Genomic DNA, 24,366 nt, shown 5'->3' on the forward strand with positions numbered 1-24,366 from the left:
ACGATGTAGAAGAGGCCAGTAACGATGAGTGTATATTATCGCAGACGGCTTCCGCATCCAGACTCTTTGTTTTCTTTCACAGCGGTGTGGGAAATGTTCTGGAAGCATTAAAAAAGACCGTTGATATTATCAATAATTGCGAAGCAAGTGTAGAGGTTATTGCTTTCGGTCAGGGGTCAGCAAGCTGGTTATTCAGAATGTTTGCCTCTCTCGTTATTGATAAGAAAAAATTAAAGCAGATTTACGTCATGCCCTGTAAAAACAGGAAAGAGAGTATTTCCTCTGATGATTTCGTTCTGCTTGAGCCGGTGGCCATTCAGGAAGAATTGCATCAAGGATATATTTTTGAGGGGCTAACCGAGAGAGAGCTTGATGCGGCAATCTATTTCTTCCGCGGGCTAACCGTTAAGCAGCAATCCCTGCGCGACGGCATCTCGATCAAAACAATCTATATTCACAGGCAAAAGGCGCTGCAGAAGCTGCAGCCCGCCATGCACTGCGTCAACGGCGCGCCGGGCAAGCAGAACGCACCGCTCGCGGTGCAGACGTCCGTCAATCACGAGCTGATTTTTACGGATGAGAACGTCGCGAAAGCGATTGAAAAAAATGAAATTTTCCCCGTTTATCAGGCGATTGTCGATCGCCAGCGGCGCGCCGTAGGATTTGAAATTTTGCTGCGCTGGCAGCGTGACAATACGCTGCTGATGCCGTGCGATTTTCTGCACAATTTACGCAGCCGCTATATTTGGCTGAAGCTGACGGCTATTGTCATCAACGCCGCGGTGCGCGCGGTCAATAAATATAAAGGGGCATATTACTTTGCCGTTAATATTCCGGCGGTGCTTGCTTCAGGCAATGCGCTGCCGGGGATGGCCAAAAAGGCGCTCGAGCTGTTGCATAATCCCGCGTGGGCCGACAGGCTGGTTTTTGAATTTGCGGAAAATATCGATATCACGCAGGACAAAGATATTGTTAATACCATGGCAAGGGTGAAAGAAACCGGCTGCAAGCTGTATCTTGATGATTGCTTCTCACGGGATCACGTGATGTTCCCGGTAAGACAAATACATTTCGACGGCCTGAAGCTGGATAAAGATCTGATCGACACCTTCGCCGCGAGCGAAACCGACTCTAGCCTGATAAAAGCGCTTATCTATTTCAGCCAGATGACGGGGTGCGACTGCGTGGCCGAAGGCGTAGATAGTCAGGAAAAATTCGCCGCGCTGGCTGAAATGGGGGTCCCCCGCTTTCAGGGCTTCCTTTTCTCGCCGCCGGTAAAGGAAGCGGGGCTGGACGATACGCTATACCGGTTAAACGCGGTTACGCCTGATGCGGTGAGCTAGCGGGTCATCCCTGACCCTGCCGTCTTACGCCAGCTGCGGCGGCAGGCAGACGCCAATCCCGCCGATGCCGCAATAGCCGTACGGGTTTTTATGCAGATACTGCTGATGATCGTCTTCTGCATAGTAAAACGGTTTTGCGGTGGCGATCTCCGTCGTCACCTGGCGCGAGTCGCCTGCGTCATGCATGGCTTGCTGGAAGCGTTCCAGGCTGGCGCGGGCGGCGCTGTCCTGCTCGGGCGTGAGCGGGTAGATTGCGGAGCGATACTGCGTGCCGCTGTCGTTGCCCTGGCGCATCCCCTGGGCCGGGTCATGATTTTCCCAAAAGACCTGCAGCAGCTGCTCGTAGCGAATCACGTTCGGGTCATAGACCACGCGCACGGCTTCCGCATGGCCGGTATCGCCGGAGCACACTTCACGGTAGGTTGGGTTCGGCGTGTATCCGCCGGTATAGCCCGCCGCGGTGCTGTAGACGCCGGGCAATTGCCAGAACAGGCGTTCAACGCCCCAGAAGCAGCCCATAGCGAACAATGCGATTTCCATTCCATCAGGAACATTTGTCATTGAATGACCGTTTACAGCGTGTAAAGTCGCTACGGGCATAGGGGTGTTTCGTCCCGGTAATGCATCGGCCTGAGAAACAAGATGCTGTTTGTTGAATAAACTCACGGTGGGGCCTCCCGGGGAGCGATGTTTCGGTTAAGGTTGTCACGGCGCGTTTAATTGAACACAATAAACGTGCTGAATGAGTCTAGATTTAATCATAAGAAATATTTGGGTGTTATACCCTTTTTCAACCCTTGAATGGGGTTTTGGGCTAATTAGCCGTCAAGGCCGCGGAGCGGCACTTCATTTGCTTCCAGGGGTGGACACAAGGATATTCAGGAGAAAACGTGCCAAAAATCCGCCAGTTATGTTTAGTCAGTCTTTTGCTGACAAGCGGAGTCGCCAGTGCGGCGAATGTTCGTTTGCAGGTTGAGGGGTTATCCGGGGCGCTGGAAAAAAACGTACGCGCGCAGCTGTCTACCATTGAGAGTGACGAAGTCACCCCGGACCGCCGCTTTCGCGCGCGCGTTGATGATGCCATCCGCGAGGGGCTAAAAGCGCTGGGCTATTATGAGCCGACGATTGACTTCGATCTGCGTCCGCCGCCGGCCAAAGGGCGCCAGGTGCTGATTGCCCGCGTCTCGCCGGGCGAGCCGGTCAAAATTGGCGGCACCAACGTCATCCTGCGCGGCGGCGCGCGTACCGATCGCGATTTTCTCGACCTGTTAAGCACGCGCCCGAAGGTGGGCACCGTGCTTAACCACGGCGATTACGACCACTTTAAAAAGTCACTGACCAGCGTCTCGCTGCGCAAGGGCTATTTCGACAGCCAGTTTGATAAAAGCCAGCTGGGCGTTGCGCTGGACCGCCATCAGGCGTTCTGGGATATCGATTACGACAGCGGCGAGCGCTACCGCTTCGGCGAGGTGACGTTCGAAGGCTCGCAAATCCGCGAAGAGTATTTGCAAAACCTGGTGCCGTTTAAGCAAGGCGATTATTACCAGTCGAAAGACCTGGCCGAACTCAACCGCCGCCTGTCGGCGACCGGCTGGTTTAACTCTGTCGTCGTTGCGCCGGAGTTTGAAAAATCCCGCAAGACCAAGGTGTTGCCGCTGCACGGCGTGGTATCGCCGCGCACCGAGAACACGATTGAAACCGGCGTGGGCTACTCCACCGACGTGGGGCCGCGCGTTAAGGCGACGTGGAAAAAGCCGTGGATGAACTCTTACGGCCACAGTCTGACGACCAGCGCCAGCATCTCGGCGCCCGAGCAGCAGCTCGATTTCAGCTACAAAATGCCGCTGCTGAAAAACCCGCTCGAGCAATATTACCTGGTGCAGGGCGGCTTCAAGCGTACCGATCTCAACGATACCGAGGCGGACTCCACCACGCTTGCGGTCTCCCGCTACTGGGACTTGTCCAGCGGCTGGCAGCGCGCCATTAACCTGCGCTGGAGCCTCGACCACTTTACCCAGGCCAACGTCACCAACACCACCATGCTGCTTTACCCGGGCGTGATGATCAGCCGGACCCGCTCGCGCGGCGGCCTGATGCCGACCTGGGGCGATTCCCAGCGCTACTCCATTGATTACTCCAATACCATGTGGGGTTCCGATGTGGATTTCTCGGTGATTCAGGCGCAAAACGTCTGGATCCGCACGCTGTATGACAAGCACCGCTTCGTGGTGCGCGGCAACCTCGGCTGGATCGAGACCGGCGATTTCGACAAAGTCCCGCCGGACCTGCGCTTCTTCGCCGGGGGCGACCGCAGCATTCGCGGGTACAAATACAAATCCATCGCGCCTAAAGACGACGACGGCAAGCTAATCGGTGCGTCCAAGCTGGCGACCGGCTCGCTGGAGTACCAGTACAACGTCAGCGGCAAATGGTGGGGCGCCATGTTCGTCGACGGCGGCGAGGCGGTAAGCGATATCCGCCAGAGCGATTTCAAAACCGGCGCGGGCGTGGGCGTGCGCTGGCAGTCTCCGGTCGGGCCCATCAAGCTCGACTTCGCCGTTCCGGTCGGCGACAAAGAAGAACACGGTTTACAGTTTTACATCGGTCTGGGGCCTGAATTATGAGTTTATGGAAGAAGATAAGCCTCGGGGTGCTGATTTTTATCGTGCTGCTGCTCGGTACGGTGGCGTTCCTGGTGGGCACCACCACCGGCCTGCACCTGCTGTTTAACGCCGCGAACCGCTGGGTGCCGGGGCTGGAAATTGGCCAGGTGACGGGCGGCTGGCGCGATCTGCGCGTGAAGAACCTGCGTTATGAGCAGCCTGGCGTGGCGGTCAACGCCGGCGAGTTTCATCTGGCGGTGAAGCTCGGCTGCCTGCGGGACAGCAAGCTCTGCGTTAACGATCTGTCGCTAAAAGACGTTAACGTGGCGATAGATTCAAAAAAAATGCCGAAGTCTGCGCCGGTTGAAGAGGAGGACAGCGGCCCGCTGAACCTCTCCACGCCGTACCCGATTGCGCTTTATCGGGTCGCGCTGGATAACGTCAATATCAAGATCGACGACACCACGGTGTCGGTGATGGATTTCACCTCCGGCCTGCGCTGGCAGGAGAAAAACCTCACTCTGACGCCTACCTCGCTGCAGGGGCTGCTGATTGCCCTGCCGAAAGTGGCGGACGTGGCGCAGGAGGAGATCGTCGAGCCGAAGATCCAGAATCCGCAGCCGGAAGAGAAGCCGCTGGGCGAAACCCTGAAGGACCTCTTCTCCAAACCGGTGCTGCCGGAAATGACCGACGTCCATCTGCCGCTTAACCTCAATATTGAAGAGTTTAAGGGCGAGCAGCTGCGCCTGACGGGCGATACCGATCTCACGGTGTACAACCTGCTCCTCAAAGTCAGCAGCATCGACGGCAATATGAAGCTGGACGCGCTGGATATCGACACCAATCAGGGATCGGTTAACGCGTCAGGGCATGCCCTCCTGCGCGACAGCTGGCCGGTGGATATCACGCTCAACAGCGCGCTCAACGTCGACCCGCTGAAGGGCGAGAAGGTGAAGCTGAAGGTCGGCGGCGCGCTGCGCGAGAAGCTGGATGTCGGCGTGAATCTCTCCGGCCCGGTGGATATGGTCCTGCGCGCGCAAGCGCAGCTGGCGGAAGCCGGGCTGCCGATCAACCTTGAGGTTGTCAGCAAGCAGCTGTACTGGCCGTTTACCGGTGAAAAACAGTTCCAGGCCGACGACCTGAAGCTGAAGCTGAGCGGCAAGATGACCGATTACACGCTGTCGTTCCGCACCGCGGTGAAGGGGCAGGGCGTGCCGCCTGCAAACATCACCCTGGATGCAAAAGGCAACGAGCAGCAGGTCAATCTCGACAAGCTGACCGTGGCGGCGCTGGAAGGCAAAACCGAGCTGACCGCGCTGCTGGACTGGCAGCAGGCGATCAGCTGGCGCGGCGAGCTGAAGCTGACGGGCATCAACACGGCGAAAGAGGTGCCGGAGTGGCCGTCAAAACTCGACGGGCTGATCAAAACCCGCGGCAGCCTCTACGGCGGCACCTGGCAGATGGACGTGCCGGAGATCAAGCTCTCCGGCAACGTGAAGCAGAATAAGGTTAACGTCGATGGCTCCCTGAAGGGAAACAGCTATCTGCAGTGGGTCATTCCCGGCCTGCACGTGGCGCTGGGGCGTAACACCGCGGATATTAAAGGCGAGCTTGGGGTGAAGGATCTTGATCTGGACGCCACCATCGACGCGCCGAATCTGGACAACGCTCTGCCGGGCCTCGGCGGCACGGCAAAAGGGCTGGTCAAGGTGCGCGGCACGGTGGATGCGCCGCAGCTGCTGGCCGATATCACCGCCAATAACCTGCGCTGGCAGGCGCTTTCCGTTGCGCGCGTTCGCGTGGAAGGTGACGTGAAATCCACCGACCAGATCGGCGGCAACCTGAACCTGCGCGTGGAGCGTATCTCCCAGCCGGACGTCAATATTGGCCTTGTCACGCTGGATGCCAAAGGCAACGAGAAGCAGCACGACCTCCAGCTGCGGGTGCAGGGCGAGCCGGTCTCCGGGCAGCTGCATCTGACCGGGAGCTTTGACCGCAAGGAAGAACGCTGGAAGGGCACGCTGGATAATACTCGCTTCAGCACGCCGGTCGGGCCGCTGGCGCTGTCGCGGTCCATCGCGCTGGACTACCGCAACGCCGAGCAGAAAATCAGCATAGGGCCGCACTGCTGGACCAACCCGAACGCCGAGCTGTGCGTGCCGCAGACTATTGATGCCGGTGCGGAAGGGCGCGCGCAGATCACCCTCAACCGCTTCGATCTGGCGATGCTGAAACCGTTTATGCCTGACACCACGCAGGCGAGCGGCGTCTTCAGCGGCAAGGCAGACGTGGCGTGGGACACCACCAAAGAGGGGCTGCCGCAGGGCAGTGTGACGCTCTCCGGGCGTAACGTGAAGGTGACGCAGGTGGTCAACGACGCCTCGCTGCCGGTGGCGTTCGACACGCTCAACCTGAATGCGGATCTGCACAACAACCGCGCCGAGCTCGGCTGGACGATCCGCCTGACCAACAACGGCCAGTTCGACGGGAAAGTGCAGATTACCGATCCTCAGGGGCGGCGCAATCTGGGCGGCAACGTCAACATTCGCAACTTCAACCTGGCGATGGTAAACCCGATCTTCTCGCGCGGCGAAAAAGCGGCGGGCATGCTGAACGCTAACCTGCGCCTGGCGGGGGATGCGCAGAACCCGCAGCTGTTCGGGCAGATGGGGCTTAACGGCGTCGACATCGACGGCAACTTTATGCCGTTCGATATGCAGCCGAGCCAGATCGCCATGAACTTCAACGGCAGAAGCTCGACGCTTGCCGGGGTGGTGCGCACGCAGCAGGGCGAAATTAACCTCAGCGGCGACGCCGACTGGAGCCAGCTGGAAAACTGGCGCGCGCGCATTGCGGCGAAGGGGAGCCGGGTGCGCATTACGGTGCCGCCGATGGTACGCCTCGACGTATCGCCTGACGTGGTCTTTGAAGCGACGCCGAGCCTCTTCACGCTGGACGGCAGCGTGGACGTGCCGTGGGCGCGAATCGTGGTTCACGACGTGCCGGAAAGCGCGGTCGGCGTCTCCAGTGATGAAGTTATGCTCAATGAAAATCTGAAACCTGTCGAAGAGAAGAGCGCGGGCATACCGATCAATAGTAATCTTATCGTACACGTGGGGAACAACGTGCGGTTGGATGCGTTTGGGCTGAAGGCGAGACTCACCGGCGACCTGAAGGTTGCGCAGGATAAACAGGGGCTTGGTCTGAACGGGCAAATCAATATTCCTCAGGGGCGCTTCCACGCCTATGGGCAGGATTTGATTGTGCGTAAAGGCGAGCTGCTGTTCTCCGGACCACCGGATCAGCCGCTGCTGAACATCGAGGCGATCCGTAACCCAGACGCCACGGAGAACGACGTGATTGCCGGGGTGCGCGTGACCGGCTCGGCGGATGAACCGAAAGCGGAGATCTTCTCCGACCCGGCAATGTCGCAGCAGGAAGCGCTCTCTTATCTGCTTCGCGGGCAGGGCCTGGAGAGCGGGCAAAGCGACAGCGCGGCGATGACCTCAATGTTAGTTGGTCTGGGGGTTGCACAAAGTGGTCAGGTTGTGGGTAAAATCGGCGAGACGTTTGGCGTAAGCAATCTGGCGCTGGACACCCAGGGCGTAGGTGACTCGTCGCAGGTGGTGGTCAGCGGCTATGTACTGCCGGGTCTGCAGGTGAAATACGGCGTGGGGATCTTTGACTCGCTGGCCACACTCACGCTACGCTATCGCCTGATGCCTAAGCTATATCTGGAAGCAGTGTCTGGCGTAGATCAGGCACTTGATCTGCTCTATCAGTTTGAGTTTTAGCAATGCGAATATTTGTTTACGGCAGTTTACGCACCAGGCAGGGCAACAGTCACTGGATGACTAACGCCCTGCTGCTGGGAAATTACAATATCGAAAACTACCAGTTGTACAGTCTGGGCCACTATCCAGGCGCGGTTCCCGGAAACGGAACGGTACAGGGTGAGGTTTATCGTATTGATAATGCCACGCTTGCCGAACTTGATGCCTTGCGCACCAGGGGCGGTGAGTACGCACGTCAGTTGATCCAGACTCCTTATGGGAGCGCCTGGATGTATGTCTATCAGCGTCCCGTCGAGGGACTGAAGCTGATAGAAAGCGGTAACTGGTTGGACAGAGATCTGTACTGATCACGATTGAAATGAACAGCGCCACCCTCGGGTGGCGCTGTTTTTTTTGTGAACATCCGATGGGAAGCTTATCTATTCTGTACAGGAACTGGCCGGATAAGATGATTGCTGAAGGAAGCAACGATCTCAGCATTAGCCGCTTTAGCATCCTTTTTCAGGTCTTCTCAAAAATCATAAAGTACAGGATCATCTGTAATCGGTTGTCCAGTAAGTCTCAGACTGACTGTGAGCAGAGAATTTAAGGAAGCGATCGTGCCAGTTATCAAATATTGCCTCATCTGATAAGGGACGCATCCGACGCCATTGCTCACCTTGATCATAAGAGACATACCAGTGGAAGGCATCGCCCGAACCTTTACCAATGAACCAACTATTGAGGCCGATCTTTATCGATGACAGGCGATCAATATGTTCCAAAACCTGTTCAGGCATCCCATTGTCTTGAAGCCGGTACAGCCCGTATCGTGCATAATTTTCTCCGCGCTGCGTGAAAAAAATGTTCCCATCAGCAGAAAGCGCTGCAGCGTTAATATCAGCCCCTAACATCTCATCTGGATATTTGCCATTCAAAAGATAAAGGAAACGCCGCTCTCTTAAACCATCGTCATAACGAACGAGAACCTCAACATCGGCAACAATATGTTGCTGATTATCAATAAGCCAGTTTAATTGACTTAATGGATTACCCTCCTCAGTATAATGGGGGTGTATGCCATTTCGCTTTAAAAATGCGGCGGTATCAACGCGACGTTGCCAGTGACGTCCCTGATCGGTAGATGAATAAAGGGTAACATCGTCTGCCAGCCAGATCTGACCGTTATCCTCCGCTTTTACGATTTTCCATAAATGGATTTCTGAGAGGCTATTTTCCGCCGGGAAGGTCCAGTTTTTCAGTTGCTGCCAATTGTCACCGCCATTGGCGCTATACCATACAGAGGTTGTGCTATCGCCCCAGAAAGGAGAAGAACCCACAAAATAGCATTTTCCATTCGCGCTACAGGAATGGGTTTCAATACTCCCCAACCAAAGGGCCTTAACCTGTAACTCGCCATTAGTATCGACTCGCATAATACGGCTCATCGATTTACTATTCATATATGACAAGGCATCGTTGGTACCCCGAATTAACTTTTCACGCTGCTCTTCAATCTGTAAATTCAGCAACAAAGGGGATGGCGGGGAAAGATATTGATGATAATCGATGATGTTATTTTCATAGTCATAATCGTCAGGATAGAGTTTTTTCGGTTCAATCAGTAATGCTCCATCCTGAAAGCTGTTAATTTTCATATGATCAGCTCCAGGTGGGGGAGTTATGCTGCTATGACGAGCACGCCATTCTGGCCCAGGTAGAAAGAAGCCATATAAATTTATCCCTGCGTAACAGAAAACAACAACAGACGTGATAAAAAGTAATAACAACCTGCCGCGAGCTGAGCTAAACATTATGGCAGCTCCTGAATTTTGGCTACATCACCTGAAGTGACAATGGTTTGCTTCAGGATCTTGCTCAGTTTTAACCAGTCATCCACCTGAGGTGAAAAAGTATTCAGGATAAATGACACCACTTCTATTATCACCAGAATAATATTGCTACACCAGAAAGCGAGAATCACCATATCCAGCATTGAATCGCCGTATTTCAACCAGTCCCATTGGGAAAGTGACTCGATATCGAAATAATAAATTAGTGTGCTGACAATAAGGAAGATGCAGGGCAGAGCCAGGTAGAAGAATTTGTAGGCGGCACGTTTCATCCCATTGGTTATACAGAAATTATTTCTTTTCAGATAAACTCGGTCATCGGTAATATTATGTAGAGCATCAATTTGGCAAGAGTTTTTATGATACACAGCCAGTACATTATCATTTTCCGCCAAAAAAGGCGGACATTGGCGCGTAAAAATAGCTGGGATAGGGACGATGAAATCGCTCACCTGCCATTTAAATAATAATTTATGTCCTGCACATTGAAACTGGATACCATGAAAGTCTCTGCGGTATTTTCCGGATCCCGTCGTCCATGTTGAAAATTCAGGATGCAGAACCTCTCCTTCAGCAATGGCGTAGCGCGTCGGTAAAGATGTGATAAGTGAGGGCTGAAGTTGAACATCGCGTTGTTTTGAATACGCTTCACCAGAATCTTGGCAACATCCATATTCCCCTCGTCTGGCGAGTTCCATTTTTTCTTTTAAATCGCGCATCCCTTTATGTCTGAGCAGGGCGATATAGAAGAATAATTTCACCAACTGGTAAAAAGATAATCCAAAAGAAAGGATGGCAACTATCATAAATGGAAATATTGGCCAGTCGAAGGGGGGATGCAATGTCAGAAAACCGCTTAGGGTAAAAATTATTATGCTGATAAGCGCGATCAGAAACGACGGATGATAGCGACGTTTCGCGTGCTCAGGTTCCAGCATAATCTCGCCATCGGTAATCCAGTGTATCCAGAATGTACCGTCTTTTAATTGGTGAGCGCCTACGTAAATCGTCGACTCTTTTTTAAGTCGTGCAAATAATGAGCAGTCCTGAAAATAACGTTTATCGGTATAGAAAATACCCTTGTCGGTAATCAGACGAAGATAATGGAGACCTTTGGATTCGCCAGTCGTAAACCCGGTGAAATGCAGTTTGAAGGTGTGAGTATTCATCAGAATCAATCCCTGAAAGAAAGTGCAAACAATCCTTTTGCATGGTCAGGCAGGAGCACGCCCTGCCTGACGGGTAAAACTTACTTCTTCGCCGCGCGCTCGAAAGACGCCACGATCTCAGCTTTCGCTGCTTCCGCGTTGTCCCAGCCGTCGACTTTAACCCACTTGCCTTTTTCGAGGTCTTTATAGTGCTCGAAGAAGTGAGTGATCTGCGCTTTCAGCAGCTCTGGCAGGTCGTTCACATCTTTGATGTGATCGTATTCTTTGCTCAGCTTGGTGTGCGGAACGGCAACCAGCTTCGCATCTTCACCGGATTCGTCCGTCATTTTCAGCACGCCAACCGGGCGGCAGCGAATAACGGAGCCTGGCTCCAGCGGGTATGGCGTTGGGACCAGCACGTCAACCGGGTCACCGTCCAGAGACAGGGTGTGGTTGATGTAGCCGTAGTTGCACGGATAGAACATCGCGGTAGACATGAAACGGTCTACGAACAGGGCGCCGCTCTCTTTGTCCACTTCGTATTTGATAGGATCTGCGTTTGCCGGGATTTCGATAACAACGTAGATGTCTTCTGGCAGTTCTTTACCCGCAGGGACGTTGAGTAAGCTCATGTCGGTGTCCTTAAAAATGGATGGTAAATAAGTGGCAGGTATTATAGCCAACTGGCGCTGAAAGTCTTCGCCTGTTTTCACCTTCTCTCCTCGTCTGGCCCACTTTTCAGACCGATTCCATGACAGGAAAATCCATAAACGCAGCCACATTTTTCATGCGGAAATGAAAGCGATTACAAACTTGTGATTAACGTTTTATTCACTTTTCCGAAGTGTGATGTAACGCAATTCGTTACATATATCATCGGCTATAGTCATTTCGCAGAACACCTTTTAACCAACAATAATTCACCCTACGAGGACGTTCATATGTGGAAGCGCTTACTTCTTGTTACAGCAGTTTCGGCAGCCATGTCGTCTATGGCGATCGCCGCCCCTCTGACCGTAGGTTTTTCGCAGGTTGGATCGGAATCCGGCTGGCGCGCGGCAGAGACCAGCGTTGCGAAAAGCGAGGCCGAAAAGCGCGGTATTACGCTGAAAATCGCTGATGGTCAGCAAAAACAAGAGAACCAAATCAAAGCGGTACGTTCATTCATCGCCCAGGGCGTGGATGCCATTTTCATTGCGCCCGTGGTTGCAACGGGCTGGGAGCCGGTGCTGAAGGAAGCGAAAGACGCTGAAATTCCGGTCTTCCTGCTCGATCGTTCCATCGACGTAAAAGACAAATCTCTCTATATGACCACCGTCACCGCCAACAACGTGCTGGAAGGGCAGCTGATCGGCGACTGGCTGGTGAAGCAGGTCGACGGCAAGCCGTGCAACGTGGTTGAACTGCAGGGCACGGTCGGCGCGAGCGTGGCGATTGACCGTAAAAAAGGCTTTGCGGAGGCGATTGCCAAAGCGCCAAACATCAAGATTATCCGCTCCCAGTCCGGCGACTTTACCCGCAGCAAGGGTAAAGAGGTGATGGAAAGCTTTATCAAGGCGGAAAACAACGGCAAGAACATCTGCATGGTTTACGCCCACAACGATGACATGGTGATTGGTGCCATTCAGGCCATCAAGGAAGCGGGCCTGAAGCCGGGTAAAGATATCCTCACCGGCTCCATTGACGGCGTGCCTGATATCTACAAGGCAATGATTGACGGCGAGGCTAACGCCAGCGTCGAGCTGACGCCAAACATGGCCGGTCCGGCCTTCGACGCGCTCGAGAAATTCAAAAAAGACGGCACGATGCCGGAAAAAGTGACCGTCACCAAATCCACGCTCTACCTGCCTGACACGGCGAAAGAAGAGTTAGAGAAGAAGAAAAATATGGGCTATTAAAACCCGCGCTCCTCACGCCAGCCCTCTCCCCGGAGGGGAGAGGGAGAAAGGCGAGTTGGGCAGAAAATTAAAGGCTGGCACGAACAGTTCCCTCTCCCCTCCGGGGAGAGGGTCAGGGTGAGGGGGAACCATGACCACTGAACAGCACCAGGAAATCCTCCGCACAGAGGGCTTAAGCAAATTTTTCCCCGGCGTAAAGGCGCTGGATAACGTCGATTTCAGCCTGCGGCGCGGCGAAATCATGGCGCTCCTCGGGGAAAACGGCGCGGGAAAATCGACGCTGATCAAAGCCCTGACCGGCGTATACCACGCCGATCGCGGCACCATCTGGCTGGAAGGCAATGCCATTTCGCCAAAAAATACCGCCCACGCGCAGCAGCTGGGCATCGGGACGGTGTACCAGGAGGTAAACCTGCTGCCCAATATGTCGGTGGCGGATAACCTGTTTATCGGACGCGAGCCAAGGCGCTTCGGCCTGCTGCGGCGTAAGGAGATGGAAGCGCGCGCCACGGCGCTGATGGAATCTTACGGCTTCTCGCTCGACGTGCGCGAGCCGCTGAACCGCTTTTCGGTGGCGATGCAGCAGATCGTCGCTATCTGTCGCGCCATCGATCTCTCGGCGAAGGTGCTGATCCTCGATGAACCCACCGCCAGCCTCGATACCCAGGAAGTGGAAATGCTCTTTACCCTGATGCGCCGGCTGCGCGATCGGGGCGTTAGCCTGATCTTCGTCACCCATTTCCTCGATCAGGTCTACGCGGTGAGCGATCGCATTACGGTGCTGCGCAACGGCTGCTTCGTCGGCTGCCGCGAAACCCGCGAGCTGCCGCAGATCGAGCTGGTCAAAATGATGCTGGGCCGTGAACTGGAGACCAACGCGCTGCAGCGTGCGGGCCGCACGCTGCTGAGCGATAAGCCGGTCGCCGCGTTTAGCGGTTTCGGCAAAAAAGGGGTGATTGCGCCGTTCGATCTGCAGGTACGCCCCGGCGAGATCGTCGGCCTGGCGGGGCTGTTAGGATCGGGCCGCACCGAAACCGCCGAGGTGATCTTCGGCATCAAGCCTGCCGACAGCGGCAGCGCGCTGATCAAAGGCAAACCGCAAACCCTGCGATCGCCGCATCAGGCGTCGTGCCTGGGCGTCGGCTTCTGCCCGGAGGATCGCAAAACGGACGGCATTATCGCCGCCGCCTCGGTGCGGGAAAATATCATTCTGGCGCTGCAGGCCCAGCGCGGCTGGCTGCGCCCGATCCCCAGACGCGAGCAAAACGCCATCGCCGAGCGCTTTATCCGCCAGCTCGGCATTCGCACCCCGAGCGCGGAGCAGCCGATTGAGTTTCTCTCCGGCGGGAATCAGCAGAAGGTGCTGCTCTCCCGCTGGCTGCTCACCAAACCGCAGTTCCTGATCCTCGACGAGCCGACGCGCGGCATCGACGTGGGGGCGCACGCGGAGATTATCCGCCTGATCGAAACGCTCTGCGCGGACGGGCTGGCGCTGCTGGTGATCTCGTCCGAGCTGGAGGAGCTGGTGGGCTATGCCGATCGCGTCATCATCATGCGCGATCGCAAACAGGTGGCAGAGATCCCGCTGGATAAGCTGTCGGTTCCGGCGATCATGAATGCCATCGCGGCATAAGGAGTTAATGGTGATGCCCCGATCCCTTTCGCAAACCGGCGAGGCAAAGCGTCGCTTCCGCTGGCCAACCGGCACGCCGCAGCTCGCGGCGCTGCTGCTGGTGCTGCTTGTCGATAGCCTCGTTGCGCCGCACTTTTTCCAGATTGTGGTTCAGGACGGGCGGCTGTTCGGCAGCCCGATCGATATCTTAAACCGCGCGGCCCCCGTCGCTCTGCTGGCGATCGGCATGACGCTGGTGATTGCCACCGGCGGGATCGACCTCTCCGTGGGGGCGATCATGGCGATTGCCGGCGCAACCGCCGCCTCAATGACCGTCGCCGGGCATAGCCTGCCGATGGTGCTGCTGGCGGCGCTCGGAACGGGCGTGCTGGCCGGATTATGGAACGGCATTCTGGTGGCGGTGCTTAAGATCCAGCCGTTCGTCGCCACCCTGATCTTAATGGTCGCCGGGCGCGGCGTCGCGCAGCTGATCACCTCCGGGCAGATCGTCACCTTCAACTCGCCGAGCCTGGCGTGGATCGGCAGCGGCAGGCTGTTCTTCTTCCCTACGCCGGTAATCATTGCCCTGGCCACGCTGGTCGTCTTCTGGCTGTTCACCCGCAAAACGGCGCTGGGCATGTTTATCGAAGCGGTGGGGATCAATATTCGGGCGGCGAAAAACGCCGGGGTCAACACGCGGCTGATGGTCATGCTCACCTACGTGCTGAGCGGCGTCTGCGCCGCCATCGCGGGGGTGATTGTGGCGGCCGACATTCGCGGCGCGGACGCCAACAACGCCGGGCTGTGGCTTGAGCTGGACGCTATTCTGGCGGTGGTGATCGGTGGCGGCTCGCTGATGGGCGGACGCTTTAACCTGCTGCTGTCGGTGGTGGGCGCGCTGATTATCCAGGGCATGAACACCGGGATCTTGCTCTCCGGCTTCCAGCCGGAGCTTAATCAGGTGGTAAAAGCGGTGGTCGTGCTCTGCGTGCTGATCGTGCAGTCGCCGCGCTTTGTCAGCATCATCAAGGGGATACGCGCTCATGATAAAACGTAATTTACCGTTAACCATCACGCTGGGCGTGTTTGTGCTGGGCTATCTGTACTGCTTAACCCAGTTCCCCGGCTTCGCCTCTACGCGCGTGATCTGCAACATCCTGACGGACAACGCCTTTCTCGGCATCATCGCCGTCGGCATGACCTTCGTGATCCTCTCCGGCGGAATCGATCTCTCGGTTGGCTCGGTTATCGCGTTTACCGGCGTGTTCCTCGCCAAGGCGATTGGCTTCTGGGACATTTCGCCGCTGCTGGCCTTCCCGCTGGTGCTGGTGATGGGCTGCGCCTTTGGCGCCTTTATGGGGCTGCTGATCGACGCGCTAAAAATCCCAGCGTTTATCATTACCCTCGCGGGGATGTTCTTCCTGCGCGGCGTAAGCTATCTGGTGTCGGAGGAGTCGATCCCCATTAACCACCCGGTCTACGACACGCTCTCCAGCCTGGCGTGGAAAATCCCCGGCGGCGGGCGCCTCAGCGCGATGGGCCTGCTGATGCTCGGGGTGGTGGTGATCGGCATTTTCCTCGCCCACCGCACCCGCTTTGGCAACCAGGTGTACGCCATCGGCGGCAGCGCGACGTCGGCGAACCTGATGGGGATCTCGACCCGCAGCACGACGATCCGCATCTACATGCTCTCGACCGGCCTGGCGACGCTGGCGGGGATCGTCTTCTCCATTTATACCCAGGCGGGCTACGCGCTGGCGGGCGTCGGCGTTGAGCTGGATGCGATCGCCTCCGTGGTGATTGGCGGCACGCTGCTCAGCGGCGGCGTGGGTACGGTGCTTGGCACGCTGTTCGGCGTGGCGATCCAGGGGCTGATCCAGACCTACATCAACTTCGACGGGACGCTCAGCTCGTGGTGGACAAAAATCGCCATCGGTATCCTGCTGTTTATTTTCATCGCGCTGCAGCGCGGCCTGACCGTGCTTTGGGAGAATCGGCAGAGCTCGCCCGTCACGCGCGTATAAATATTCTCCGGTAGCGGCCGATACTCTTTCTTTATGCCCAGAAATATCTCGCTACCGGAAATAACATCATGCTTAAAACGCTATCGATTCGTACCGGCTTGCTTTCGTTACTGGCCGTTATGACCCTTCTGCTGCTGATCGTCAGCGGCATCGGCATTTATGCCCTCACCCAGAGTTCCGCTTCGCTCCAGCGCATCAACCACCTCCAGGGTGAGCAAATGGTGCAGCTGAATTCAGGCTACACGCTTCTCCTGCGCGCCCGCAACGAGGCCGGACAGGCCGTTCGCATGATGGAGATCGGCCTGCTGGACGATGCCACCCGATCGGTGAAGAACATCAATCAGGAGGTTGGCCAGGCGCAGAAAACGCTTAAGCGCGTGATCGACGGCGGCGTGGCGGACGAGCAGGGGCAGGCGCTGCTCGATAAGGTGGCGGCGAGCCTCGCGGCCTATAGCCAGCAGGGGATTAACCCGATGCTGAAGGCCCTTAACGAGCAGAGCGCGGACGGTTACTACGACCTGCTGGAGAATACGCTGATCCCGGTGGCCAGGCAGTTTGACAACGACATGCAGGCGTTTCAGGCCTGGAGCGAGGCGCGCGGCAGGGCGGAAGTGAGCGCCGTGCAGTCGAGTAAAACCCGGGTGCTGATCCTCATCGTGGTGGCGGCGCTGCTCACGGCGGGCATCATCGTGCTGGCCTGGCTGGCGCTGCGCCATATGCTGCTCAGGCCGCTGTCGGCCTCTATTTCGCAGCTCGAACATGTGGCCGCGGGGGATTTGACCCAGACGCTCAACGCCCCGGCAAGCCAGGAGTTTAACCGCCTGAACGCGGCGATAGAGGAGATGCGCCAGTCGCTGATGGGATCGGTTCTGCGCGTTCGCGACGCCAGCTCGCAGATTGATACCGGCAGCCGCGAACTCACTGCGGGGAATGTGCATCTGGCCCAGCGCACGGAGTCTACCGCCACCTCGCTTGAGCAGACGGCGGCCAGCATGGAGGAGATCACCGCCACGGTGAAGCTCAACGCGGACAACGCCGAGCAGGCGCACAAGCTGGCGAAGTCGGTCTCCGATACCGCCGACCACGGCAGCGAGATGGTCTGCTACGTGATTGAGAAGATGCGCGATATCTCCGGCAGTTCGGCGCGCATCGCCGACATCCTGAGCGTGATTGACGGAATCGCCTTCCAGACCAACATTCTGGCGCTGAACGCCTCCGTCGAAGCGGCGCGCGCGGGCGAGCAGGGGCGCGGCTTCGCCGTCGTCGCGGGCGAAGTGCGAAACCTTGCCAGCCGCAGCGCCGATGCCGCAAAAGAGATCCGCGCGCTGATTAGCGATTCGCAAACCCACGTCACCGAGGGCAGCGAGCTGGCCCAGCAGGCGGGCGAGACGATGGATGAAATTGCCACCGAAGTGCTGCGCATGACCAAACTGATGCGCGAAATTGCCACCGCTTCCCAGGAGCAGAGCCGCGGCATTGAGCAGGTGAACATCGCGGTGAATCAGATGGACGAAACCGCCCAGCAAAACGCGGCGCTGGTTCAGCAATCCTCCGCGGCAACGCGCTCGCTGGAAGCGCAGTCGCGCGAGCTGATGGAGGCCATGGCTTCGTTTAAGCTGACGGCGCAAACCGCCTGATGGAAAAGAAAAGGGGAGCCGGGCGGCTCCCCTGAGGAACTGCGTTACGCGTCAGGGTATTCGCGGATCATGCGCTCAACGTCTTCGACCATGTGGTCATTGCCGACGAAGAACGAGCGGCGCTGGTGCAGGCTTTCCGGCACGATGTCCAGAATGCGCTGCTTGCCGTCGCTCGCCTTGCCGCCCGCCTGCTCGGCGAGGAATGCCATCGGGTTGCATTCGTACAGCAGGCGCAGCTTGCCTTCCGGGTGGCTGGCGGTGCTTGGATAGAGGTAGATACCGCCCTTCAGCAGGTTGCGGTGGAAATCCGCGACCAGCGAGCCAATGTAGCGGGAGGTGTACGGACGCTGGGTGGCCTTATCTTCTTCCTGGCAGAACTTGATGTACTTCTTCACGCCGTTCGGGAAGCGGATGTAGTTGCCTTCGTTAATGGAGTAGGTATTGCCTTTCTGCGGGAAGCGCATGCGTTCCTGGCTGAGGCAGAACACGCCCAGCGACGGGTCGTAGGTAAAGGCGTGAACGCCGCAGCCGGTGGTGTACACCAGCATGGTGGACGAACCGTATACCACGTAGCCTGCGGCAACCTGCTTGCTGCCCGGCTGGAGGAAATCTTCTTCCGTGACCGGCGTGCCGACCGGGGTCACGCGGCGGTAGATAGAGAAAATGGTCCCGACGGAGACGTTAACGTCGATGTTGGAAGAACCATCCAGTGGGTCCATCAGCACGACATATTTTGCGTGCTCACACCCTTCGAATACGACGATTTCGTCTTCTTCTTCAGAGGCGATGCCCGCCACGATGTCGCGCGCGCGCAGTGCAGCTTTGAGTTTTTCATTGGCGAACAGGTCGAGTTTCTGCTGAACCTCGCCCTGCACGTTTTCGGCACCGCTGGCACCCAGGATATCGACCAGCCCGGCCTTGTTGATATCGCGGTGGATGATCTTAGCGCCCAGCTTTATTGCCGACAGCAAAGCAGTGAGCTCACCGGTAGCATGAGAGAACTCGTGCTGCTTTTCGACAATAAATTCACCTAACGTTTTCATAACACTTTCCCTGCATCTTATGTGAGTAGAGCGATCGTATGTTCACTAAAACGACTGAAGCCCAACAATCTTAACAAATATTCAAATAGTAGCGCAGAGGTGAATCGCGCCAGCAAAATACGGATTTACCTGAAATGCGTTTCACACCCGCGAACATGTGAGTAAAATGTGCGCCACATTAAAGAAGGATAGTGACGTATGCGCATTCATATATTGGGGATTTGTGGCACGTTTATGGGCGGACTGGCACTGCTGGCGCGTTCTTTGGGCCACGAGGTGACAGGTTCGGACGCCAATGTGTATCCGCCAATGAGCACGCTGCTGGAGAAAGAGGGGATCTCCCTGATTCAGGGTTACGATGCCGGCCAGCTGGACCCGCAGCCGGACCTGGTCATCATTGGCAACGCCATGACCCGCGGTAACCCGTGCGTTGAGGCGGTGCTGGAGCGCAACATTCCGTACATGTCCGGCCCGCAGTGGCTGCATGATTTTGTGCTGCGCGACCGCTGGGTGCTGGCCGTGGCCGGTACGCACGGCAAAACGACGACCGCCGGCATGGCGACCTGGATCCTGGAAGCCTGCGGCTATAAGCCTGGCTTCGTGATTGGCGGCGTGCCGGGCAACTTCGACGTCTCTGCGCGGCTTGGCGATAGCCCGTTCTTCGTGATCGAAGCGGACGAATACGACTGCGCGTTCTTCGACAAGCGCTCCAAGTTCGTGCATTACTGCCCGCGCACGCTGATCCTCAACAACCTTGAGTTCGATCACGCGGACATCTTTGACGACCTGAAAGCCATTCAGAAGCAGTTCCACCACCTGGTGCGCATCGTGCCGGGGCAGGGGCGCATCATCTACCCGGAAAACGACATCAACCTGAAGCAAACCCTGGCGATGGGCTGCTGGAGCGAGCAGGAGCTGGTGGGCGAGCAGGGCCACTGGCAGGCGAAAAAGCTGAATGCGGACGCCTCCGAGTGGGAAGTGCTGCTCGACGGTGAAAAAGTGGGTGAGGTGAAGTGGGCGCTGGTCGGCGAACACAACATGCATAACGGCCTGATGGCGATTGCCGCCGCGCGTCACGTGGGGGTTCTTCCTGCGGATGCCGCCAGCGCGCTGGGCTCGTTCATCAACGCCCGCCGCCGCCTGGAGCTGCGCGGTGAAGCCAACGGCGTGACGGTGTATGACGATTTTGCGCACCACCCGACGGCGATCCTCGCGACGCTGGCCGCGCTGCGCGGAAAGGTCGGCGGAACGGCGCGGATTCTGGCCGTGCTGGAGCCGCGTTCCAACACCATGAAGATGGGCATCTGCAAAGACGATCTTGCGCCGTCGTTAGGGCGTGCGGATGAGGTCTTCCTGCTGCAGCCGCAGCATATTCCGTGGCAGGTGGCGGAAGTGGCCGACGCCTGCGTACAGCCTGCGCACTGGAGTGCGGACGTGGATGTCTTAGCGGATATGGTGGTGAAAGCCGCGCAGCCGGGCGATCACATTCTGGTGATGAGCAACGGCGGCTTTGGTGGGATCCATCAGAAGCTGCTGGACGGCCTGGCGAAGAAGGCGGCAGCGGCAGCGTAGTTTTTTCCCCTCACCCTAACCCTCTCCCAAAGGGAGAGGGGATCTTATCCTTCCTCTCCCTTTGGGAGAGGGCCGGGGTGAGGGAAACCGACGAGATTACTCTTCGTTCTCCGCCAGCTCGCGCAGGTACTGGAAAATCAGACGCGCGGATTTCGGCGGCTTATTCCCTTCTTTCTCTTTCTTCGCGTTGCGGATCAGCGAACGCAGCTGCTGGCGGTCTGCGTCTGGCCACAGGTTCAGCACTTCCGGCACGGCATCATCACCCTGTTCAATCAGGCGATCGCGAATTTGCTCCAGCTTGTGGAACAGCGCAACCTGCTGGTTGTGGCGGTTTTTCAGCTTGTCCAGCGCCTGGCGGATCGGCTCAACGTCGCGCTGACGCAGCATTTTCCCGATAAGCTGAAGCTGGCGACGACGGCCTTCTTTTTTGATTTTCTGTGCCAGTTCAATGGCATCACGCAGATCCTGGTCGAGCGGGATCTTATCCAGCGCGTTTTTACCCAGTTCTACCATTTCCGCGCCAAGCTGTTTTAACTCTTCGGCGTCACGTTTAATTTCACTTTTACTGACCCAGATGATCTCATCATCTTCGTCTTCGATGTCATCACCGGGAACGTCGTCGAGCCAGTCTTCGGGCTGCTTAGTCATGTCAGGCTCCTTAAAAAAAGAGGCTAATGTTACCAGTTAAGACGCGCACTGAAAAACGGTTCTCTGTTAGACTTCAGATAACTCTCTCTTACAGTATGGCATTTGCGATGAAAGTAACCTCCCAAGTTGAAGCGCAGCGTAAGATCCTTGAAGAAGCTGTCTCCACCGCGCTGACGCTCGCTTCAGGCAAATCAGATGGCGCCGAAGTGGCGGTCAGCAAAACCACCGGCATTAGCGTGAGCACCCGCTATGGCGAAGTGGAAAACGTCGAATTTAACAGCGACGGCGCGCTGGGGATTACCGTCTATCACCAGAACCGCAAAGGCAGCGCGTCATCAACCGATCTCAGCCCGGATGCGATTGCCCGTACGGTACAGGCCGCGCTGGATATCGCCCGCTACACCTCGCCCGACCCTTACGCGGGCGTGGCGGACAAAGATCTGCTGGCCTTTGACGCCCCGGATCTCGATCTTTTCCATCCGGCGGAAGTGACCCCGGATGAAGCCATTGAAATGGCCGCGCGCGCCGAGCAGGCTTCCCTGCAGGCCGACAAGCGCATCACCAATACCGAAGGCGGCAGCTTTAATAGCCACTACGGCATCAAGGTATTTGGCAATAGCCACGGCATGCTGCAGGGCTACTGCTCTACGCGCCACTCGCTCTCCAGCTGCGTGATTGCGGAAGAAAATGGCGATATGGAGCGTGATTACGCCTACACCATTGGCCGCGCGCTGGGCGATTTGCAGTCTCCGGAGTGGGTCGGTAAAGAGTGTGCCGAACGCACGCTGTCGCGCCTTTCTCCGCGCAAGCTCTCCACCATGAAGGCGCCGGTCATTTTTGCCAATGAGGTGGCGACCGGCCTGTTCGGTCACCTGGTCGGCGCCATCGCGGGCGGCTCGGTTTACCGTAAATCGACCTTCCTCCTCGACTCGCTGGGCAAGCAGATCCTGCCGGAATGGCTGACCATTGAAGAACATCCGCACCTGCTGAAAGGCCTGGCCTCCACGCCGTTCGACAGCGAAGGCGTGCGCACGGAGCGTCGCGATATCGTTAAAGACGGTATTCTGACCCAGTGGCTGCTCACCAACTACTCCGCGCGCAAGCTGGGGCTGAAAAGCACCGGCCACGCGGGCGGTATCCACAACTGGCGCATCGCCGGGCAGGGCCTCAACTTTGAGCAGATGCTGAAGGAGATGGGCTCCGGGCTGGTGGTCACCGAGCTGATGGGCCAGGGCGTAAGCGGCATTACCGGCGACTACTCGCGCGGCGCGGCGGGCTTCTGGGTGGAAAACGGTGAAATTCAGTATCCGGTGAGCGAAATAACCATCGCCGGCAACCTGAAGGACATGTGGCGCAACATCGTTACGGTCGGTAACGATATTGAAACACGTAGCAATATACAGTGTGGTTCTGTACTTCTGCCCGAAATGAAAATTGCGGGTCAATAGCGATAGCGTTTTGTTAATAATAAAAAAGGAAGTGAGCAATGCGTAAACATCTGTTAGCGATCGTCGCAGCTTCAACGCTGGTTCTAGGCTCTACTGCGTTTGCCGCCGATCTTGAAGACAACATGGACATCCTCAGTCAAAACCTGAAGGTGGTGCAGAAAACGGACAATGCGGCGGAAATGAAAGACGCATTGACCAAAATGCGTGAAGCGGCGCTGGATGCGCAAAAAGCGACGCCGCCGAAGCTGGAAAGCAAAGCGCCGGACAGCCCTGAAATGAAGGACTTCCGCCACGGTTTTGACGTGCTGGTGGGCCAGATCGACGGCGCGCTGAAGCTGGCCAACGAAGGCAAAGTGAAAGAAGCCCAGGCGGCAGCCGACCAGTTTGTCGCCACGCGCAATACCTACCACAAAAAGTATCGTTAACAGATCGCGCATCTGATACACATCCAGCGGGAGCCAGCGGCTCCCGTTTTTTTTTGCCTGGTGATAAGTAAACCCTATCGCCATCACATTTTTGCATTATCACGCCCGAACGTTTTCATTCGCATTCTGCGCGTTTCACCGCGTGAATGCGTGATATTCATCACGCAAATACAGCGTTTTATCCACATTCAACGTTTTTATGTGGCACAGATCACTACCGCTGCTCGCCTTTCCACTTCGAAGTGGAAAACAACTCGCTACAAACAATGCGCGCCCAACGTTAGTTTTATTCCAGAGCCATTAACGGGGTAAGACCAGTGATTAACGGAGCGGTAATGAACGACGTTGGGGAACAGGCGGTGCAAACAGAACAGCTCGCGACCACCATGCTGCAGCAGGTCTATGCCCTGCTGGCCGGGCATAACATCATCCCCAATGCGGTACAGGAACAAATGCTCACCTCTCACGTTCGCGCAATGGCGCACCGGTCCGTGACCGGCGAGCCGCTGCCGGAGGTTGAAGCAGATCTGTTCGACGAAATTTCACCCGATTCAATGCAACTCGCCCGTGAAGTGGTGGCGCAGTTTGGCAACCTTCCTGATGAAGAAGCCTGGCTGCTCTCCGTTCACTTTGAAGTCGCGAAAGACAACCTTTAAGGAGCAACACATGGAACAAATTACAGTCGTGATTGGCGATCGCCTGGGTAAAGGTCAGAAAGTGGCTGCGGGTGTTGAAAAAGCAGGTGGACGCGCGGTTGTCGTGCCTGGCGTGGCCGCGGATATGAAGCTTGGCGACGTGATGAAAGCGGAAAACGCCACCTTCGGCATCTCCTTCTGCGGCAGCGGCGGCGCGGGCGCAATCACGGCGCAAACCAAGTATGGCTACAAGGCCAAATACGGCATGCGCTCCGTGGACGAGGGCGTCACCGCCATCAACGAAGGCTGCAACGTGCTGGGCTTCGGCTTTATGGATAAAGAAGAGCTGGGCGAGCGTCTGGTACAGGCGTGGCAGAAGAAGTACGGCGCGTGAGCATGAAAGAACAGTTCACTACCACGGTGAGAGTGAAGGGGAAGGGCGACGCCAAAGCGCGCGCCTTTGCCGACGCGCTCAACCACGTTCAGGCCGCGGTGATGAAAGCCTCACCGCATATCTTACTGCGTATTGAGCCACAGGATGTGCAGGTCGTTCAGGCGCAAGAAGCGGTGCGCAAAGAAGCCTTTCTGTTCTTCTTTTTGCGCCGGGAAAGACGCACCTACAGCGTGGAGCTGGATGTGACCGTCAACGTGACCGCCATCAATCTCGACCGGGTGGATTTCGTCACGCAACGCTGATTCTTACT

General features: G+C 56.8%; 21 protein-coding genes. 15 read left to right on the forward strand and 6 right to left on the reverse strand.

The window, feature by feature from the left end:
- The first annotated feature begins 248 nt into the window (after positions 1 to 248).
- The gene (locus V1599_RS05295) at positions 249 to 1,343 is read left to right on the forward strand and encodes an EAL domain-containing protein (RefSeq protein WP_297121437.1); all 1,095 of its coding nucleotides are present in this window, start codon (positions 249 to 251) and stop codon (positions 1,341 to 1,343) included.
- 24 nt (positions 1,344 to 1,367) lie between these two features.
- On the opposite strand, the gene msrA is transcribed toward V1599_RS05295, so the two are convergent.
- Positions 1,368 to 2,009: a peptide-methionine (S)-S-oxide reductase MsrA gene (gene msrA, locus V1599_RS05300; protein WP_112012040.1), complete on the reverse strand. Its 642-nt coding sequence runs from the start codon at positions 2,007 to 2,009 to the stop codon at positions 1,368 to 1,370.
- Positions 2,010 to 2,233: 224 nt separating this feature from the next.
- Here msrA and tamA point away from each other — a divergent pair, with 224 nt between their 5' ends.
- The 3 genes from tamA to V1599_RS05315 are packed head-to-tail and all read left to right on the forward strand — an operon-like array spanning position 2,234 to position 8,087.
- Positions 2,234 to 3,967, forward strand: coding sequence for an autotransporter assembly complex protein TamA (gene tamA / locus V1599_RS05305; RefSeq protein ID WP_112012041.1), 1,734 nt, complete (start codon positions 2,234 to 2,236; stop codon positions 3,965 to 3,967).
- Positions 3,964 to 7,740, forward strand: a complete 3,777-nt coding sequence (gene tamB, locus V1599_RS05310) for an autotransporter assembly complex protein TamB (protein ID WP_112012042.1) — start codon at positions 3,964 to 3,966, stop codon at positions 7,738 to 7,740. The genes tamA and tamB overlap by 4 nt, the downstream gene beginning before the upstream one ends.
- Before the next feature lie 2 nt (positions 7,741 to 7,742).
- On the forward strand, positions 7,743 to 8,087 hold the full coding sequence (locus V1599_RS05315; RefSeq protein WP_395301132.1) for a gamma-glutamylcyclotransferase: 345 nt from the start codon (positions 7,743 to 7,745) through the stop codon (positions 8,085 to 8,087).
- Between the two features lie 186 nt (positions 8,088 to 8,273).
- Here the strand turns inward: V1599_RS05315 and V1599_RS05320 are convergent, their stop codons facing one another.
- The 3 genes from V1599_RS05320 to ppa all read right to left on the reverse strand — a co-directional run bounded on the left by V1599_RS05320 (position 8,274) and on the right by ppa (position 11,352).
- Positions 8,274 to 9,377, reverse strand: a complete 1,104-nt coding sequence (locus tag V1599_RS05320) for a hypothetical protein (RefSeq protein ID WP_395301133.1) — start codon at positions 9,375 to 9,377, stop codon at positions 8,274 to 8,276.
- Between the two features lie 155 nt (positions 9,378 to 9,532).
- Positions 9,533 to 10,741, reverse strand: a complete 1,209-nt coding sequence (locus V1599_RS05325; protein WP_395301134.1) for a hypothetical protein — start codon at positions 10,739 to 10,741, stop codon at positions 9,533 to 9,535.
- 80 nt (positions 10,742 to 10,821) lie between these two features.
- Entirely contained in the window at positions 10,822 to 11,352 is a 531-nt protein-coding gene (gene ppa, locus V1599_RS05330) for an inorganic diphosphatase (RefSeq protein ID WP_112012044.1), read from the reverse strand.
- A 309-nt stretch (positions 11,353 to 11,661) separates the two neighbouring features.
- Here ppa and ytfQ point away from each other — a divergent pair, with 309 nt between their 5' ends.
- The 5 genes from ytfQ (at position 11,662) to V1599_RS05355 (ending at position 17,891) form a co-directional block, all read left to right on the forward strand.
- Positions 11,662 to 12,618, forward strand: coding sequence for a galactofuranose ABC transporter substrate-binding protein YtfQ (gene ytfQ, locus V1599_RS05335; RefSeq protein ID WP_112012045.1), 957 nt, complete (start codon positions 11,662 to 11,664; stop codon positions 12,616 to 12,618).
- A gap of 130 nt (positions 12,619 to 12,748) precedes the next feature.
- Positions 12,749 to 14,251 (forward strand): galactofuranose ABC transporter, ATP-binding protein YtfR, encoded by a 1,503-nt coding sequence (gene ytfR, locus V1599_RS05340; RefSeq protein WP_395301135.1) that lies wholly within the window; start codon positions 12,749 to 12,751, stop codon positions 14,249 to 14,251.
- Positions 14,252 to 14,261: 10 nt separating this feature from the next.
- On the forward strand, positions 14,262 to 15,287 hold the full coding sequence (gene ytfT / locus V1599_RS05345; RefSeq protein ID WP_181573249.1) for a galactofuranose ABC transporter, ATP-binding protein YtfT: 1,026 nt from the start codon (positions 14,262 to 14,264) through the stop codon (positions 15,285 to 15,287).
- The gene (gene yjfF / locus V1599_RS05350; RefSeq protein WP_395301136.1) at positions 15,274 to 16,254 is read left to right on the forward strand and encodes a galactofuranose ABC transporter, permease protein YjfF; all 981 of its coding nucleotides are present in this window, start codon (positions 15,274 to 15,276) and stop codon (positions 16,252 to 16,254) included. The genes ytfT and yjfF overlap by 14 nt, the downstream gene beginning before the upstream one ends.
- A gap of 68 nt (positions 16,255 to 16,322) precedes the next feature.
- On the forward strand, positions 16,323 to 17,891 hold the full coding sequence (locus V1599_RS05355) for a methyl-accepting chemotaxis protein (RefSeq protein ID WP_395301137.1): 1,569 nt from the start codon (positions 16,323 to 16,325) through the stop codon (positions 17,889 to 17,891).
- A gap of 44 nt (positions 17,892 to 17,935) precedes the next feature.
- On the opposite strand, the gene fbp is transcribed toward V1599_RS05355, so the two are convergent.
- The gene (gene fbp, locus V1599_RS05360) at positions 17,936 to 18,934 is read right to left on the reverse strand and encodes a class 1 fructose-bisphosphatase (RefSeq protein ID WP_112012049.1); all 999 of its coding nucleotides are present in this window, start codon (positions 18,932 to 18,934) and stop codon (positions 17,936 to 17,938) included.
- A 198-nt stretch (positions 18,935 to 19,132) separates the two neighbouring features.
- Between fbp and mpl the strand changes: the two genes are divergently transcribed.
- Positions 19,133 to 20,506, forward strand: coding sequence for a UDP-N-acetylmuramate:L-alanyl-gamma-D-glutamyl-meso-diaminopimelate ligase (gene mpl / locus V1599_RS05365; protein ID WP_112012050.1), 1,374 nt, complete (start codon positions 19,133 to 19,135; stop codon positions 20,504 to 20,506).
- Positions 20,507 to 20,602: 96 nt separating this feature from the next.
- Here mpl and yjgA read toward each other — a convergent pair whose 3' ends face one another.
- Complete coding sequence (yjgA, locus tag V1599_RS05370; RefSeq protein ID WP_112012051.1) at positions 20,603 to 21,154, reverse strand: ribosome biogenesis factor YjgA; 552 nt, start codon at positions 21,152 to 21,154, stop codon at positions 20,603 to 20,605.
- A 95-nt stretch (positions 21,155 to 21,249) separates the two neighbouring features.
- Between yjgA and pmbA the strand changes: the two genes are divergently transcribed.
- The 5 genes from pmbA (at position 21,250) to V1599_RS05395 (ending at position 24,358) form a co-directional block, all read left to right on the forward strand.
- Complete coding sequence (pmbA, locus tag V1599_RS05375; RefSeq protein WP_395301138.1) at positions 21,250 to 22,602, forward strand: metalloprotease PmbA; 1,353 nt, start codon at positions 21,250 to 21,252, stop codon at positions 22,600 to 22,602.
- Positions 22,603 to 22,640: 38 nt separating this feature from the next.
- Positions 22,641 to 23,027 (forward strand): cytochrome b562, encoded by a 387-nt coding sequence (gene cybC, locus V1599_RS05380; protein ID WP_112012053.1) that lies wholly within the window; start codon positions 22,641 to 22,643, stop codon positions 23,025 to 23,027.
- 317 nt (positions 23,028 to 23,344) lie between these two features.
- A complete protein-coding gene (locus V1599_RS05385) occupies positions 23,345 to 23,683 on the forward strand; it encodes a glycine dehydrogenase (RefSeq protein ID WP_112012054.1) in 339 nt (112 codons plus the stop codon).
- A 10-nt stretch (positions 23,684 to 23,693) separates the two neighbouring features.
- Complete coding sequence (locus V1599_RS05390; RefSeq protein WP_008786042.1) at positions 23,694 to 24,056, forward strand: SFCGS family glycine-rich protein; 363 nt, start codon at positions 23,694 to 23,696, stop codon at positions 24,054 to 24,056.
- Between the two features lie 2 nt (positions 24,057 to 24,058).
- Positions 24,059 to 24,358 carry a DUF4312 family protein gene (locus tag V1599_RS05395; RefSeq protein ID WP_008501409.1) on the forward strand — a complete coding sequence of 100 codons (300 nt, stop codon included), beginning with the start codon at positions 24,059 to 24,061 and terminating at the stop codon, positions 24,356 to 24,358.
- Positions 24,359 to 24,366 lie beyond the last annotated feature (8 nt).

It is taken from the genome of Enterobacter sp. ECC-175, assembly GCF_043968675.1.
GTDB lineage: Bacteria > Pseudomonadota > Gammaproteobacteria > Enterobacterales > Enterobacteriaceae > Enterobacter.